Origin of the sequence: Nonlabens sp. Asnod3-H03 (assembly GCF_045063665.1) — a bacterium.
Taxonomy (GTDB): Bacteria; Bacteroidota; Bacteroidia; order Flavobacteriales; family Flavobacteriaceae; genus Nonlabens; species Nonlabens ulvanivorans.
The window spans coordinates 2,089,738-2,106,362 of sequence record NZ_JBEFOD010000008.1; the positions used below are offsets into that span (position 1 = coordinate 2,089,738).

General features: G+C 32.8%; 14 protein-coding genes. All 14 read left to right on the top strand.

All coding sequences use genetic code 11. The annotated features are described in order from the left end of the window. Positions 1–337 precede the first annotated feature (337 nt). The 14 genes from ACJJVI_RS12775 to ACJJVI_RS12840 all read left to right on the top strand — a co-directional run bounded on the left by ACJJVI_RS12775 (position 338) and on the right by ACJJVI_RS12840 (position 16,625). Positions 338–997 carry a Crp/Fnr family transcriptional regulator gene (locus tag ACJJVI_RS12775; RefSeq protein ID WP_405352254.1) on the top strand — a complete coding sequence of 220 codons (660 nt, stop codon included), beginning with the start codon at positions 338–340 and terminating at the stop codon, positions 995–997. Between the two features lie 157 nt (positions 998–1,154). Next, on the top strand, positions 1,155–1,718 hold the full coding sequence (locus ACJJVI_RS12780) for a TetR/AcrR family transcriptional regulator (protein ID WP_405352255.1): 564 nt from the start codon (positions 1,155–1,157) through the stop codon (positions 1,716–1,718). A 108-nt stretch (positions 1,719–1,826) separates the two neighbouring features. After that, positions 1,827–2,492 (top strand): DUF6796 family protein, encoded by a 666-nt coding sequence (locus tag ACJJVI_RS12785; protein ID WP_042270475.1) that lies wholly within the window; start codon positions 1,827–1,829, stop codon positions 2,490–2,492. Further along, positions 2,485–4,137, top strand: coding sequence for a CRTAC1 family protein (locus ACJJVI_RS12790; protein ID WP_405352256.1), 1,653 nt, complete (start codon positions 2,485–2,487; stop codon positions 4,135–4,137). The genes ACJJVI_RS12785 and ACJJVI_RS12790 overlap by 8 nt, the downstream gene beginning before the upstream one ends. A 231-nt stretch (positions 4,138–4,368) precedes the next feature. Then, complete coding sequence (locus ACJJVI_RS12795; RefSeq protein WP_348021544.1) at positions 4,369–4,644, top strand: hypothetical protein; 276 nt, start codon at positions 4,369–4,371, stop codon at positions 4,642–4,644. Between the two features lie 371 nt (positions 4,645–5,015). Continuing rightward, complete coding sequence (locus tag ACJJVI_RS12800; RefSeq protein ID WP_405352257.1) at positions 5,016–8,537, top strand: metallophosphatase; 3,522 nt, start codon at positions 5,016–5,018, stop codon at positions 8,535–8,537. Positions 8,538–8,555: 18 nt separating this feature from the next. After that, positions 8,556–10,163, top strand: coding sequence for a glutamate synthase-related protein (locus tag ACJJVI_RS12805; RefSeq protein ID WP_042246567.1), 1,608 nt, complete (start codon positions 8,556–8,558; stop codon positions 10,161–10,163). 11 nt (positions 10,164–10,174) lie between these two features. After that, positions 10,175–10,918 (top strand): hypothetical protein, encoded by a 744-nt coding sequence (locus tag ACJJVI_RS12810; protein ID WP_042246564.1) that lies wholly within the window; start codon positions 10,175–10,177, stop codon positions 10,916–10,918. Between the two features lie 125 nt (positions 10,919–11,043). Then, positions 11,044–11,415: a DUF2721 domain-containing protein gene (locus ACJJVI_RS12815; protein WP_042246560.1), complete on the top strand. Its 372-nt coding sequence runs from the start codon at positions 11,044–11,046 to the stop codon at positions 11,413–11,415. Positions 11,416–11,427: 12 nt separating this feature from the next. Beyond that, positions 11,428–13,371 (top strand): thiamine pyrophosphate-binding protein, encoded by a 1,944-nt coding sequence (locus tag ACJJVI_RS12820; protein ID WP_405352258.1) that lies wholly within the window; start codon positions 11,428–11,430, stop codon positions 13,369–13,371. Positions 13,372–13,394: 23 nt separating this feature from the next. After that, complete coding sequence (locus ACJJVI_RS12825; protein WP_042291956.1) at positions 13,395–13,772, top strand: DoxX family protein; 378 nt, start codon at positions 13,395–13,397, stop codon at positions 13,770–13,772. A gap of 66 nt (positions 13,773–13,838) precedes the next feature. Further along, a complete protein-coding gene (locus ACJJVI_RS12830) occupies positions 13,839–14,486 on the top strand; it encodes a potassium channel family protein (protein WP_348021549.1) in 648 nt (215 codons plus the stop codon). Between the two features lie 7 nt (positions 14,487–14,493). After that, on the top strand, positions 14,494–15,741 hold the full coding sequence (locus ACJJVI_RS12835; RefSeq protein ID WP_405352259.1) for a cation:proton antiporter: 1,248 nt from the start codon (positions 14,494–14,496) through the stop codon (positions 15,739–15,741). After that, positions 15,738–16,625 carry a DUF6268 family outer membrane beta-barrel protein gene (locus ACJJVI_RS12840; RefSeq protein ID WP_052403463.1) on the top strand — a complete coding sequence of 296 codons (888 nt, stop codon included), beginning with the start codon at positions 15,738–15,740 and terminating at the stop codon, positions 16,623–16,625. Before ACJJVI_RS12835 ends, ACJJVI_RS12840 begins: the two co-directional genes overlap by 4 nt.

Below are 16,625 nucleotides of genomic sequence, written 5' to 3' on the forward strand. Positions count from 1 at the left end.
TTTTTAAGTCTATTAAATCTCTTTTTTCTTGTAATTAGGCTTTTTTTTTACCTAAACTATTTAAAAAAAATAAAATATTCTTTATTAGAATCTATTTATCACACCAAGATAGATATGATTGCACGATAAAATGAAAAATTTAATTACGTTTATAATCATCTACTTATATTTCTTATAGTGTTTTTAATCACTAATACTCTTAGTGATTATTTAAAATTTTAATGTAATTATAGCGAATTACACAACACAAATGTCGCCTGAAGTAACAATTGACAAGATATAATGTTAAGAAATTAAATGATTATGTTAATTTTGAATACGTAAACATCGATGATAATTGAAAGCTATAACAAAATACTGGTTTTTAGAAGGTTTTAATCTTTTTAGGAAGCTTGGAATGCTCAACATGATGAAAATATGTGAGATTCTAGAAATGGATAACATTGAGAAAGGCAAACGTATCGAACTTAAGGAAGAGCATAAAAACAGTGTGTTTTTTTTAAAAAGAGGTAGTGTTAAAATAATCGATAACAGTAGTGAAACCGTTAAGTATGTAGTAAAACGTGGTAATGTTTTTGGAGAGCTTTCCCTTTTTGATAAAGAAGCTGTTATTGAAGAGGTTGCATTTGCTCTAGAAGATTGCGTGATTTGTTATATAAAGTCTGATCAAATGGAGGCTCTTATGGAAAAACATAAATCACTTAAAAATGGTTTACTTAAAATTTATGGATTACGTATTCAAAAGCTAGAGAGGAGACTTAATGATCTATTGTTTAAAGATAGTCCTACTAGAATTAAAGAGTTTATTTTGGATTATCTAGATGAGTTTGGAGAAATTGATAAATCAGGTAAATCAAAAGCTAAAAAATTATTGTCTCATAAGGATATTGCAAACCTAACTAATACTTCAAGACAGACAGTGAGTAATGTTTTGAGTAAAATGCGGAAGGAAGGAGTAATTGATTATAATGTTGAGTTTATTTCAAAAGTCTTATGACGAAAAAACTTACTAATACGTAAAAATAAAGTGTAACGTAAGATTTAATTTTAGAGAAAATTGAAATGGAAGAGTTTATAATGAACTTGTTACAAATTTCTTATAAAATGTCTTTTATTTATCTAACTGATTAGTTAGGTTTGAATTTATTTCAAAAATGGCAAGAAAAAAACAATATAAAGAAGAAGAAGTTCTTGAAAAGGCTATGAATTTATTCTGGATAAAAGGCTATGAAAACACTTCACTCGAAATGCTCGAGAAAGAGATGGGGATAAATAAATTTTCAATCTATTCTAGTTTTGGCTCAAAAAAAAACCTATTTATTGAAAGTTTAAAACTTTATAGAAAAAAGGTAGGAGAAATAACTAATCAACTTGAAAAATCTTCGGCAGGAGTTGTAGCAATTAAACAGTATTTCTATGATTTTTTAAAACTGTCTGCAGGAAAAGGTTTCAGTAAAGGTTGTTTAATGACTAATACTTTAATGGATATTGATAAAGAGACTGATAATAAGATATTGAGACAGGTAGAGAGTTTTCGTGATGATATAAGACAAGTTTTTTTAAATAAGCTTATTACTGGGAATAACGAAAGTTTATTAATCGCAGAAAAAAAAGCAGATTATCTTTTAATATCAATGATTGGATTATCATCAGCTTCTAAGATTACTATCGATACTCAATTAGAAAATTATATAGAAAATACATTTAAGACGCTATAATTTTTTTACATAATAACTAAATGCTTAGTTTGAAATAAAACTATATTAATCAAATAGTTACAAATAATTTAATATAAAATGGAAAAAGAACCAACAAACTGAAATAAAATGAATCTTACCAAATCATTAGGCTATCTTGGAATTCTAGCATCTATTCTCGTAGGATTAGGAGAATACTTTTTACACTATTCTTCAGATATCTTAGGGCATTCGGAACATTATGAATTTTTCAAATTTGTGCCTTTAGAAAACCTTACTATCGGTCACTTTCTAGCAGTAATAGGCTTACCATTTTATTTTGCCGGTTATCTTCATATTTATAGAATGCTTAAACCTGGAAATGAAATCTTAGCCAGATTAGTTTTAGCAACAGGATTTATTGCTTTTGCCGTTGGTGGAGTTTGGATAGGCTCACGAGCTTCAATAGGTAACATAATCCATTTAAAAGGTTCTATGCACAATCAAAGCTATGAAAACTTGATTACACATTACACCAATCATATGGAGGTATTAGTACAAGTACTTCGTGTGGTGATTGCCATTTTATCTACTTTATTTGTTATTACCATTTTAAAAGGAGGCACATATTATAAAAAATGGATGGCCATTTTTAATCCAATTGTAATTTTAGCAGTCGTTTTCTCAACGATGTTTTTTGCTAAAGATGTAGCAAAACATTTAGTTCCTATAGCTATGAACGTTACACATTTTATACTTTTTACATTGTCATTGTATCAATTAAAAAAATATTCTAAAAACCAACTACATGCTTAAAAAAACACTTAAAATACTGGGTACAATTATTATTCTTTTTATCCTTTATGTTTTGGGCTTTTTCTGGAGAGATTCTGTTTCAGATAAATATGACACCTCAATTTCTGAAGAAAAAATCCCAGAATTCAAATCAATTCCTTTAAACTTTATTCATAAATATAATGGAGAGAAATCTCTACCACTTGCACCGTCTGCATTGATTGATATTGATAATGACAATGTGGACGAAGTCTTTTTTGGAGGTGGAATGAATCAAGAAGATGCCATTTTTGCATACAGGAATAATGAGTTTGTTGATATTTCTACCGAAGTAAATTTGCCTAAAAAAGGAAATTCTACAACCACTGTAGGTGTCGTATCTGCTGATTTTGATAACAACGGATTTTCTGACATCATTTTAAGTCGAGAAGATGGACTGCGTATATACTATAATACGAATGGAAAATTTATAGAAAAAATTATTGCCACGCCGGTAAACGAAAAATCTAATCCTACAGGAATCACGGTGGGTGATATAGATAAAGATGGAGATTTAGATATTTTCTTAGCTACTTACCTTAAAAAGGAATTGATGGAAGGTCAAAACATTTTTGAGGATTACAATTATGGCTCCACCAGTGAACTGTTACTTAATAATGGAGACGATACTTTTAAAAGTATTACCATATCGGCAGGGTTAGAATATGTTCATAACACTTTTCAAGGTGTTTTTGTTGATATCGATAATGACAGTTGGTTAGATTTAATTGTTGTACACGATACTGGAGAAGTTCGCACCTATAAGAACAATGGAGACTTAACTTTCACTATGAAATCTAATCCCACAACTAAGAAGTTTGCTTATCCTATGGGACTAGCTGTAGGTGATTATAATAATGATGGAAAAGTGGATTTTATGTTTTCTAACACCGGAAGCACCCTTCCTAACATGCTTGCACAAGGGGATATTAAGGATCCTTCATTATTTACTGATAAGTGGATCTTATTTAAAAATGACGGTGATTTTAAATTCACTGATGTAGCAGCCGATGCTAAAATAGCAGACTATGAATTTGCATGGGGTTGCACTTTTGCCGATTTAAATAATGATGGGTTACAAGATTTAATGGTTGCCGAAAATTATGTGGACTTTCCTCCTAACAAGTTATTTAAATTACCTAGTCGTGTATTAATTCAAAAAGAAGATAGCACATTCGCTCCTACAGAAGAAAAAAGTGGAGTTACCAATCCTCATTATGCTATTACCTCGTTGGTAAGCGATTTTAATCAGGATGGTTATTTAGATATGATATGGGTTAATATTGACTCGCCTTCATTAGCCTATATAAATAAAGGTGGCACCAACAACTACCTGCAGGTTGATCTTGGAGAATCCGTTAATGCTCAAGGAGCTAAAATTACTATTACAACTCCTACAAAAACTTTAACTGAATGGTTAGTTACAGGCGAAGGATTAGCTAGTGATCAAACCGCGTTAGTTCACTTTGGACTAGGTAAAGAAAGTAGGATCTTAAATCTAAAAGTTCTTTTATCTAATGATCAAGAAATTAGCATTGATAATCCAAAAGTTAATAGCATGATTAATTTGAGATCACAAATTGATAAAGAAGTAAAAATCTCTAGAGAAAATGTTCGAGAAAATTAAATATCAGTAAGGTTGAAATGAATATTTGTAAAATGTCGTGCAAAGTAACTATTGGCAAAATACAATTTTACTCCGTTCATTTAAGGCAGTAAATTGTATCCTAATATATACAAAGCTATAATGGCATTTTATCTACAAGTTAAACAACCTATTAAATTATTTTTCAGAGGCTCTGATATAGCAAAACTGAAGGAAAAAAATAAATAAACGACAATAAAGTAGCTAACAAGGATGAGATTTATTAAACAATTACTAACCCATAATAATAATGAGAAAATTACTGAATTATCCAGTGCCTATTGCCCTAACTGTTGGGGAGATCAAGAGTATGACAATCTTGTAAGAGAAAAATATAAGGATGCTCAAATAAACGTTAACAATCATAGTGCTAATTATGCCTTTGTTCAAGATTTTATAGTAACCCATATGAAGGGAATTAAACTTAAGAGTAGTATCAACGGTAAAGTTTGCCCAACATGTGTAATAAAAATAAAGGCTATTGAATAAAAGACTTACCTATATTTTAATTTTAATAATTCTACTAATAGGATTATACGGAGCTGGAGTTCTTGTTATTGAGGAATTTCTAACAGGTGAAGGCTGTCCCAAAATAATTTATATACCGGTATGTTTCGTTGTTCTGATTTGTCTAGTAATCCCACTCGGAGTACATGTATTGAAAAAATGGAATTTGTTATACTTTTTATTCACAGGACTAGCTGGCAGTATTGCTTTGATAGCATCCACGATGCAGTTTACCGGATATACCGAATGTCCTAAAACAGATTCAGGAACACCTATGTGTTATTATTCACTATTAATATTTAGTGTACTGGTCGTTACCAAAATTCATCATTTAAAACCAAATAGCCAATAATATGAGAACCCCTAACCTAACTAAAATTAATCTACTGTATATACTATTTCTTGTCAGCTTCTTTACTACAGCTCAAGAATTAGAAACTTCTATCTTCATAACAGGAAACACTGGAACAACGGAAGATATAACTGTGTTGTCTCAGATTAATGAAGAGTCTCAAACATTGAACGATTCAAACCTACTAATATTAGGGAATTTTGTCTCAAAAGATGGGTACACAGAAGATGCAAAAACTGATGTGATAAAACAATTTGAGACTTTAAAATCTTTCAATGGTAAAGTTATTTTTACACCAGGACAAAATGAATGGGCTATTAATGGCCATAGAGATGTAAGAGATTTAGAGAAATTTATTCAAAAGAATAGTGCCGCAAAATTCTATCCTGATGAAGGTTGTCCTATCAAAAAAACAGATATCGCAGATAATGTAGTTTTAATCACAGTTGATTCTCAATGGTACCTTGAAGATTGGAATAATCATATTTATCTAAATGAGGATTGTGATATTAAAAACAGAACCGAGTTTTTCTTAGAATTTGAAAGTATCCTTAAAAAATCTCAAGGGAAAATAATTATGGTTGCAATGCATCACCCCATTTTTTCTAACACAAATGAGGGATTGATAGCAAGAACAGGTGGGACATCATTACACAATTTTCAAAATAAACAAAATAGAAAGTTTAGAAATCGATTAATCACATTAGCTAGACAAACAGAAGATATATTCTTCGTTTCTGGACATGATGAAAATTTACAATATATCAACAAACACGGTATACCTCAAATTATTAGTGGAGCTGCAGGTAAGACTAGAAAAACATCTTTAAACAATGATAATGATTTCGCATCAAGCGAAAACGGTTATGCTAGAATTGATATTTATAAAGGAGGTAAAGTAAGTGTTACTTTTCAAGGTGTTTCAACACCTTATACCGCAACTTTAATTAAACCTATTAAAAGAGAAGTGTTTACAGACTATAAAGAAAAAGATAGTTTTGAAACCTCGATTACTTCATCCGTTTATTCAATAGAAGAAACAGAAAAAAGTGGACTATATAAAGCTCTTTGGGGTAAACATTATAGAAAATTTTATAGTAAAGATGTACGCGCAAAAGTTGCTTTTATAGACACTTTAAAAGGAGGATTAACTCCTGTAAGACGTGGTGGTGGTCATCAATCTAAATCATTAAGATTAGAAACCAAAGATGGTAAACAATATGTAATGAGAGCTCTTAGAAAAAGCGCCATTAAATTTTTACAATCCACTGCATTTCAAGATAAGTATGTCGAAGAAGAATTAGAAGGTAGTTATGCAGATGATTTTCTTTCAGATTTCTATACCACCGCACATCCATATACACCTACCGTAGTAGCTACTCTTTCTGATGCTGTTGATGTTTTTCATACAAATCCTGAATTGTATTATATCCCAAAACAAGAAGCACTAGGGGAATATAATGATGAATATGGTGATGAACTATATCTGATTGAAGAACGTGTAGAGTCTGGACATAAAGATTTAGCAAGCTTTGGAAAACCTAAAGATATCTTAAGCACTAGTGATGTGCTTCAAGAAATAAATAAAACTGGTAAATCTATTGTAGATGAACCATCATATATAAGAGCTAGACTATTTGATATGCTTATCGGAGATTGGGACAGACATGAAGACCAGTGGAGATGGGCACTTTTTGAAAAAGAAGATGGCACAGAAATTTGTAAACCTATCCCTAGAGATAGAGATCAAGCGTTCTCTACTTTTGATGGAGCGATATTGAATTTTTTAAATCACGCGGTACCGAGTCTCCGTATGATGCAGTCATTTGATAATGACTTACGCAGTCCTAAGTGGTTTAGTTTTGAACCATATCCTCTTGATATGACTTTCATTAATAAATCAAATTGGGAAGATTGGGAAAGAGAAGCAAAAACTTTGGAAACTGGTTTAACCGATGAAGTTATTGAAAGAGCATTTGAAAATATCCCAGAAGAGATGAAGGGTGAAACTATTGAGGGAATTAAAAGGAAATTAAAAGGAAGACGAGGGAACATTGTAGATATAGCTCGTAGATACTATGAATTTACAAATGAACACGCAGTAATTACAGGAACTCAAAAGTCTGATACATTTAATGTAACTAGACATGCCGATGGTAAAACTACTATAGAGGTACATAGAAAGGATTTAGATGTTTTTACTAGGACCTTTAATAAAGAAGAAACTAAAGAAATATGGATTTACGGTTTAGATGGTAAGGACACATTTAATGTTACTGGAGATGGTGATAACTTGATCACCATTAAAATTTTAGGTGGTAAGAAAAATGACACTTATAATTTTGAGAATATAAAAAAAGTAAAGCTTTATGATTATAAAGGCAAAGACAATACTATTGTAAATAAAAAATCAAAAAAATGGTTGGTGGATGATTATGAAATAAACAATTACGATTATAAAAAGCGTAAATATGGAATTAATCAAATTTTACCTAATATAGGCGCAAATCCAGATGATGGGTTCCAAATAGGTTTTACAAATAATTATACTACCTACGGTATTCAACGCAATCCTTTTACAACAAGACATTCTGTAAGTGCATCATATTATACTGGGAATTCTGGTTATGATTTATCTTATAAAGGTGAGTTTTCAAACATTTTTCACAATTGGAATTTTGGTATTGAGGCTAAATATACAAGTCCAAATTTTGCGCAAAACTTTTTTGGATTTGGTAACGATACAGAATACGATAAAGATGAAGTAGAAATAGACTTTAATCGTGTAAGTATTAAGGAATGGAGTACTGCAATTTCTTTAATATGGCGCGGTAGAGATGGAGGTTCTTTCTATTTCAAACCTTTAATTGAATCATTTGAAGTTGACACTGATGAATCTGATCGGTTTATCAATCTTGCACTACCTGCAAACTCTAGTGTATTTGAGCAACAAACTTATGCTGGTGCTGAGGTTAATTATAGCTATAAAAATAAAAATGATAGTTCATTCCCTACTTTGGGATTAGATGTCAGCCTTACAGCTGGTTATAAAACAAACATTGACAGTGATTTTGATAATGAATTTGCATATATCACGCCACATATTGCAATAGATCATAGATTAAATAATAGTGGAAGTTTAGTACTAGCTACAAAAATAGGTGGTCAAGCAATCTTAGGAGATAATTTTGAACTATACCACGCAGCAGACCTAGGTGGAGGAAGTAGTTTAAGAGGATTTAGAAAAGAACGTTTTCTAGGTAAATATTCCATGTATCAAAACACAGATTTAAGATTAGTCTTAGGGAACTTTAAAACGAGTATACTACCTCTCAAATATGGGATTACTGGAGGATTTGATTATGGAAGAGTATGGTTAGAAGATGATAATTCAGATAAGTGGCACAACAATGTTGGAGGTTCTTTTTGGGTTAGTGGTTTAGAAACTTTTACTGCTAACTTAGGCTATTACGGTAGTAGTGATGGTGGAAGAATAGCTTTCGTATTAGGCTTTGCTTTTTAATTATAAAAATAAAATAACATGAAAAAACCTCAAATAATTGCTCAAGTAAGTAATTTAAAAAATAAAGAACCTGAGCATGCTCTAGTTAATGGATTAGACCTAGTTATAGTGAAATTTGATAATGACATTTCCGTACTTTACGGTAGATGTTTACACAGAGGTGCTCTTATGTCTGACGGTCATGTGGACGGTCATAATCTAATTTGTGGAGTACACGGCTGGGATTACAGAGTAGATTCTGGTGTATCAGAATATAATAATAAAGAAGTGCTTCATAAGTTTTCTACAAAAATTGAAGGAGACAACTTATATGTAGATGCTTTTGAAATAGACGCCTATTTAGTTAATAGCCCACAACCATTTAATCGTGATGAATATTTAGGTGCTTATGCCGACACGCATCCTGAAGAAACAGAACCTTATACTGGTTATATAAAAGAACTGGCTCAAAATGGACTGAAGAACATAGGTCATCATGGCTTTTCAGCATCTATGGGTGTTGATAGAAACACACTTCCTAAATGGAATGATATCCAGTTTTTACCAGCACAGTTAGCCTCTAGACCTTTGTTAGATCATGAAGATGTGGCTACTAAAGTAGTTATAGGTCCTAAAGCAAAAAAGCCATTAGAATTAGACATGCCACTTTTTGTTAGTGATATGAGTTTTGGCGCACTTTCTAGAGAGGCAAAAATTGCTCTATCAAAAGGAGCGCAACTTGCTGGCACAGGAATTTGTTCTGGAGAAGGTGGAATGCTACCAGAAGAACAAGCTAGTAATTCTAAATACTTTTATGAATTAGCATCAGCACAATTCGGTTTCTCTTGGGATAAATTAGATAATGTTCAAGCATTTCATTTTAAAGCTGGTCAAGGTGCAAAAACAGGAACTGGTGGACATTTACCAGGTAGTAAAGTAAGTAAAGAAATTGCTGAGGTTAGAGGATTAAAAGAAGGTGAAACTGCTATTTCACCAGCAGCAAATCCTAATTTTCATACAGTTGATGATTTTAAAGCTTTCGCGAAAGCGGTAAGAGAAAGAACCGGTGGAATCCCTATAGGCTTTAAACTAGCCGCAAGTCATATAGAAAAGGACATACAGTTTGCACTAGATGTAGGTGTAGATTATATCATTCTTGATGGCCGTGGTGGTGGAACAGGCTCTGCTCCTACTATTTTAAGAGATCATATAAATGTACCAACCATTCCTGCACTAGCAAGAGCCCGAACTTATTTAGATAAAATGGGTGCTAACGACGTAACACTTATTATCACAGGAGGCTTACGTGTAGCAGAAGACTTTTCTAAAGCGATGATGTTAGGTGCAGATGCTATCGCAGTATCAAACTCTGCATTACAAGCTATAGGATGTTTAGGTATGAGAGCCTGTGGTTCTAATAACTGTCCAGTCGGAATTGCTACACAAAAAGAGTCTTTAAGAAGTAGAATAATAATAGACCAGTCTGCAAAGCAATTGCAAAATTATTTTGAAGCAACTAACAACTTGATTAGAGTTGTAGCACGTGCTTGTGGTTATGATGATGTCACAAAATTTAATCAGGAAGATCTTTCTACTTACGATAGAGATATTCATTTCCTAACTGGAATCAAATACGCTGGAATTTAAAAAAATAAAAAATGAAAGATCAATTACATATGGCTGCACAATATCTAGCAGCCGCAGGAATAAGTTTTCTTGATAAAAAAGATGATGATAGCCATACAAACGCTGGCTTTAATACAGATAATGGCTGCTTAGAAACGCATCCATTATCAAATAATGGAGATTTATTGTCACTCAATTTTCGTGATTTCTCTTTAGAATGGACTTCTAATGATGGGAAAATATCCTTCAATCTAGATGGAGCAACACATGAAGATGTTTTAAAATGGCTTAAAGAAACTTCAAAAAACCAATTGAATAAAGAATACCATTACGATCTTCATTATGACATGCCATATAAAATGGAAGGTGCAGCTGTTTTTAGGAAAGATGACGAATCAGAATTAGCTGACTTAACTCATCTTAGAATTTTAGCAGAGCATAGCCTAGAACATATTGTTGAGCATTATAAACTTCATACCTCTATAAGAGTATGGCCACATCACTTTGATACCGGTATCTATACTGGATTAAACGATAGTGAAATTACAATAGGTTTAGGTCTAGCAATACCAGATACATTAAGTCATGATCATTATTTATACATAAGCGGTTACAAGGATGGTAAGTTGATTGAAACAAGTAGTTTCAATAAATTGAGCAAAGGAGAATGGAAAAATGATGGCTTTAAAGGAGCTATACTTCCTGTTGGTGACTTAAAAGAAGAAGAATGGAATATTTTCTTTAAAGAAGCAATTGAACAATTTAAGAAATCTTAATCTAATGGATTCTCTTGATTTTACGATGCAGAATAATGAATATTTCTGCGTACAATATGGACAATCTACATTAAGCTTAAAGTTTAGCGAGTGTTGCAATTATAACCTCAAACACTTTGTTTAATATGGAGCATTGGTATCTACCCATAACTATCATACCAGGAATAGGTCTTTTGATTCTATCGACATCTAATTTAATGGTCGCGCTTAGTGATGAGTTGGACAAATTAATAACTAATTGTAAGGACGATAATTTAATAAGTCGCAAACTGAGACAGTTAAAATTATTAAATAGAGCTATGATTTACTTTTATATAGCGGTCTTCTTATTACTCATTTCAGGAGTGATTGCTGGTATAAATCAAAGCTATAAAATAGCAACCTATTTAGGAGTTTGTGCGATTGCTGTAGCAACGTTTGGGCTTGTATCATTGATTATATATTCAACTAGATCTGTGAATATTCATCAAAATCAATTTAAAAATAGATCTAATTAAATCAACTTAATTATGGATAATAAAAAGTGGTATAAAGTTTTAGATAATAGAAATACGTTGCCCGAAGGACGTGTACAAACCGTAACTGCTGGTCATCAAGGTATTTGTTTAACACATTATGACGGCAAATTTTCAGCGCTAGATAACGCCTGTCCACATCAAGGCGGTCCTCTAGGAGAAGGTTCTATAGAAAACGGTATGCTGCGATGTCCGTGGCACGGTTGGGATTTTGACCCTTGCAATGGTCAGTCGCCAGGTGGTCATGATGATAGTATTATCACCTTTGAAGTAAAAGAAGAAGGCGACGCCATTTATGTTGCCATACCAGAAGAAGAGTCTCACAAAGACACGATATCTGACGTGATGATAGAAACCATGGTAAACTGGGGCATAGACACCGTTTTTGGAATGGTAGGACATAGTAATCTTGCCGTGGCAGATGCTATGCGCCGACAAGAAGAGAAAGGAAAACTACAGTTTTTTGGGATCAGACATGAAGGTGCCGCAGCGTTTGCAGCATCTGGTTATGCAAAACTAACTGGAAAACCTGCTGCTTGTTTTGGAATAGCTGGTCCTGGCGCTACAAACATGTTTACAGGAATGTGGGATGCCAAAGTAGATCGAGCACCTATGCTAGCCCTTTCTGGACAAGTAAATACACAAGTAGTAGGAACAGGAGCTTTTCAAGAAGTGGATCTCGTTAAGGCTTTTGACAGTGTCACACAATTTAATCATGCGGTTCATTTAAACTCTAATCATAGTGAGTTAATGTCTCAAGCTGTAAAAACTGCGTTGATCAAAAGAGATGTGGTGCACTTAACTTTTCCTGATGAAGTAGCCTTTACTGAAAAGCCAAAACATGCCGTAGCGCAAACACCAGAAAATAGAATTACCCCTTTTAATATATCACCTCCTAAGAAAATGGTAGAAAAGGCGGTTAACTTACTTAAGAAAGCAAAAAGACCTGTAATTATAGTAGGCCATGGAGCACGTTTTGAGATGGATGCTATTACCGCTTTCGCGAAAGCGTTAAACTGTCCAGTCATAACCACATTTAAAGCAAAAGGATTAATAGCAGACAGTCATCCATTAGGTTGTGGTGTGCTAGGAAGAAGCGGTACTCCTATCGCATCTTGGTTTATGAATGAATGTGATCTAATGCTCGTTTTAGGCGCATCGTTCTCTAACCATACTGGAATAACACCTAAGAAACCTATTATTCAGGTAGACTATGACCCTATGGCATTGAGTAAACACCATAAGGTAGATGTGACATTATGGGGAGAGATTTCTGAAACGCTTCATATTATTACTACTCAAACTAAAGATAAAACTGCTGCCATAGATCAGACCGAAGAAATTAAAGAACGATGGAAACTGTGGAGAGAAGAAAAAGAAAGTCGCTTAAAGGACTGTGGTAATGGGTTGAGCTCTATTTCTGTATTTAACGCAATGAATAAAGTTACTCCAGATAACGCTGTTATAGCGGTAGATGTAGGTAACAACACCTACTCTTTTGGAAGGTATTTTGAACCGACAAATCAAGCCGTATTAATGTCTGGATATTTAGGCTCTATAGGTTTTGCTTTACCAGCAGCTATGGGAGCATGGGCTGCCCAAGGTGATAAAAGACCTATATGGTCTGTGTCTGGTGACGCTGGTCTAGGACAGTACCTAGCCGAAATAAATACACTAGTCAAGTACAATATGAATATTAAACACGTTGTGCTTAATAATTCTGAACTAGGAAAAATATCTAAAGAACAACGTGCTGCCGAGGTAGATGTATGGCAAACATCGCTCTCTAACCCAAGCTTTGCAAAGTACGCAGAGAATTGCGGCGCTCTAGGAATACGTGTAGAAAAGTTAGAAGATCTAGTTCCAGCAATGGAAAAACTACGTGATCATGATGGTCCTGCACTACTAGAAATTATTACAGATGTTAACCTGATATAAATTAATAATTAAAGCCCTACAACATGAAAAAATTTAATACAATCACCAATTTAGTAGCTGGAGGACTTATGCTTTTCTTCGCTATCCCTAAACTAATAGGAGTTGAAAAGAGTGTTAAAGGTTTTGAACAGTTTAAATCTTTAGTACCATTAGATGCAGATGTATTTAGAATATTTACAGGCTCCGTCGAGCTTTTGATTGCGATATTACTCATCGCTTTTACAATCAATAAGAAAGTTAATTTAGGGAAAATAGCGTATTTCTTTCTGCTATCTACAATGATTGGTGGTCTAATTATGGAATTTTTTGCTAGACCTCAACCAGATATCATGCTAGTTGTTATTGCTATAATTCTATCTGTGCTTTCTATATATAAACTTAAATTATTACTAAAGAAGTAATGTCAATATTCATAGTAAAGTATAATTCTATAGTAATGAAATCATAATAAACAATTTTCATAGAGGATGAATAAGGTTAAAATGTTACAAGAAAATTTCAAGTATTTAATCGCTCTTTTAAGCGTCTTCAATTTTCTTTTAACTCCTATTCATATTATGATAAGTGGCTTTAATCCTGCATATATAGTAGTTGTAAATTATACGTTGGTTATTTTAAGTAGTTCCTTAATTGCATCAATTAAGACATCAAAAATCGTTACTTATATTTTGGGGTGTTTAACACTTTCAACTATTTGGTTAGAATTTAATAATTCTGATTCTAAATCAATCTTGATTTGCAGGTTAGTACTTTCTCTTTTATTATTTGCTTGTTTCTGTATCATTCTTGTAAGGCAACTTTTAAAAATTAAAGAAATAAATCTTCAGTTTATTTTAGGTCCAATTTTAGGATTTCTTTATTTAGGTATTATTGGAGGAACTCTATTCGAATTAATTCATTTTTTTGATCCTAGTTCATTCGAACTCATCAAAGGGTTTTCTGGCTTTAGTTTCTATTATTTCAGTTTCATAAGTATTACAACCGTAGGATATGGAGACATTACGCCGTTAACCGCACCTGCGCAGTCACTTACACTAGTAATGAATATCATTGGACAATTTTATCTAGCTATTGTAATTGGGGTTTTTGTAGGGAAATATATTAATACTAAATAAAAATAAAATGTTCGAGTCATTCAGTATCGTATTTACTATTGCAGCATTTTTTAGCTACATCAATTATAAATGGTTAAAATTACCTACCACTATAGGTTTAATGATTTTAAGCTTGCTACTTATCATTCCTATCACCTTAAGTGAGTCTATTTTTCCTGAATTTTATAAATTCTTTTGTGACATTATTGTTAATGCAGATTTTAAAACACTTTTATTAGACGGTATATTGAGTTTTTTACTATTTGCTGGTGCGTTGCATGTTAACCTTGCTTCACTGGCCAAAGAAAAAAAATCTATCATCTTGTTTGCAACATTAGGCGTTCTTATATCTACCGTTATAGTAGGTTCTTTAACCTATTTCACAGCACAACTCTTTGACTTAGACTTACCATTTATACATGCACTTCTTTTTGGAGCATTAATATCACCTACCGATCCTATCGCTGTTATGGCTATTTTAAAGAAAGCAAATATTGCCGAAAGTCTAGGAATTAAAATAGAAGGAGAATCGCTTTTTAATGATGGTATAGGCGTGGTTGTTTTCTCAGGAATACTCATAATAGCATCTGTTACTGGAGAATTTAATAGTACCGAAATAGGAACTGAAATAGGCATTCTATTTTTAGAAGAAGCTGTAGGCGGCATACTTTATGGATTATTGATAGGTTTTATAGGCTTAAAATGTATGCAGTCCTTAAACGATAACCCACAACTTGCCGTAATGATGAGTCTTGCTGTAGTAATGGGAGGAACAGCAGGAGCCTTTTTAATGCATACCTCTGCTCCACTAGCTATGGTAGTCGCAGGATTATTAATCGGTAACAAAATCCATGTTAGTGAAAATAAAAGTGAAGTACAAATAGCTATCAATTCATTTTGGGCCATCCTAGACGACGTTTTTAACGGTATTCTATTTGTACTTATAGGTCTTGCCATTCACTTATTAGATTTTACTAGCAGTTATGTCTACCTAGGTGTAATAACAATTATCATTGTGTTGTTAGCAAGATTTATTTCTGTGTTCTTACCTTATTCTTTACTTAAACATGAAGAAGATAAACCTATTAAAACCATTGCTATATTGACCTGGGGTGGTTTACGTGGTGGTATTTCTATAGCACTAGCACTGAGTTTAAGTGACCAGTTCTCTGGGAATCTAATTCTTCATATTACCTATATCATTGTGATCTTTTCAATTATAGTACAAGGATTAAGTATAGGTGCCTTTGCTCAAAAATTATATCAGAAGAAATGAATAAAGTGACATTTATAACACTAGTCTTTTTGATCGTCTCATCTACATTAGGATATGCACAGCTGAGCGATCTAGCAAGAGTAGACTACACCATACTGCCCGCAGGAACTTCTGACGTAGAGTATAGTCGTGTAAGAGGACTATTCAACTATCCTGTAAAACTAAAAAAAGAAGGTGCCTATTTATTATTAGGGCTCGATTATTCAAACATTAAACTTGATATGAATGACAATCTATCATTTGATAGAGAAAAGATTAGTGACTTTCAAATATTAGATTTGAATATAGCTTACACAACACCATTAAAAAATGACTGGCGATTAGGTGTCAGGTTAACTCCAGGATTTAGCTCTAACTTAACCGCAAATGACTTGAGTTTAGAAGACGTTATTATCTCTGGTGATGTCGTTTTTATTAAAGACAAAAAGAAAGACCCTAATGCAGATAAACCTTGGAGTCTTATACTAGGAGTATCCTATTCTGGTAATCGCGGCTTTCCTTTCCCTCTTCCATTTATCAGTTATTATAGAAAATTTCATGAAAAATGGTCTTACAACTTTGGAATACCTAAAACAAATTTAGAATATCATATCTCTGAAAAGCATCGATTAAAATTATATACCGAACTAGATGGTTTTACGGCAAACCTGCAACAAGGTGTACTTATCGATAATTCAACAATTGCAGAGAGTATCAATATGTCTCTATTATTAGGAGGTTTACAGTACGAGTTTCATGTCACTAGCCACCTTCAGTTTTATGCCAGATCTTCATATGTTATAAGTAGTTCCGTAAACTTCAGAGATAATAGTCGTAATAACATTAAAGGACTCGATAACACAAATGACCTTTATTTAAGAACTGGATTACGCTTCAAAATTTAG

Coding starts and splice junctions, on each gene's coding strand:
- ACJJVI_RS12780 (WP_405352255.1), top strand. CDS start 1,155: ATGGCAAGAAAAAAACAATATAAAGAAGAAGAAGTTCTTGAAAAGGCT.
- ACJJVI_RS12785 (WP_042270475.1), top strand. CDS start 1,827: ATGAATCTTACCAAATCATTAGGCTATCTTGGAATTCTAGCATCTATT.
- ACJJVI_RS12790 (WP_405352256.1), top strand. CDS start 2,485: ATGCTTAAAAAAACACTTAAAATACTGGGTACAATTATTATTCTTTTT.
- ACJJVI_RS12795 (WP_348021544.1), top strand. CDS start 4,369: ATGAGATTTATTAAACAATTACTAACCCATAATAATAATGAGAAAATT.
- ACJJVI_RS12800 (WP_405352257.1), top strand. CDS start 5,016: ATGAGAACCCCTAACCTAACTAAAATTAATCTACTGTATATACTATTT.
- ACJJVI_RS12805 (WP_042246567.1), top strand. CDS start 8,556: ATGAAAAAACCTCAAATAATTGCTCAAGTAAGTAATTTAAAAAATAAA.
- ACJJVI_RS12810 (WP_042246564.1), top strand. CDS start 10,175: ATGAAAGATCAATTACATATGGCTGCACAATATCTAGCAGCCGCAGGA.
- ACJJVI_RS12815 (WP_042246560.1), top strand. CDS start 11,044: ATGGAGCATTGGTATCTACCCATAACTATCATACCAGGAATAGGTCTT.
- ACJJVI_RS12820 (WP_405352258.1), top strand. CDS start 11,428: ATGGATAATAAAAAGTGGTATAAAGTTTTAGATAATAGAAATACGTTG.
- ACJJVI_RS12825 (WP_042291956.1), top strand. CDS start 13,395: ATGAAAAAATTTAATACAATCACCAATTTAGTAGCTGGAGGACTTATG.
- ACJJVI_RS12830 (WP_348021549.1), top strand. CDS start 13,839: ATGAATAAGGTTAAAATGTTACAAGAAAATTTCAAGTATTTAATCGCT.
- ACJJVI_RS12835 (WP_405352259.1), top strand. CDS start 14,494: ATGTTCGAGTCATTCAGTATCGTATTTACTATTGCAGCATTTTTTAGC.
- ACJJVI_RS12840 (WP_052403463.1), top strand. CDS start 15,738: ATGAATAAAGTGACATTTATAACACTAGTCTTTTTGATCGTCTCATCT.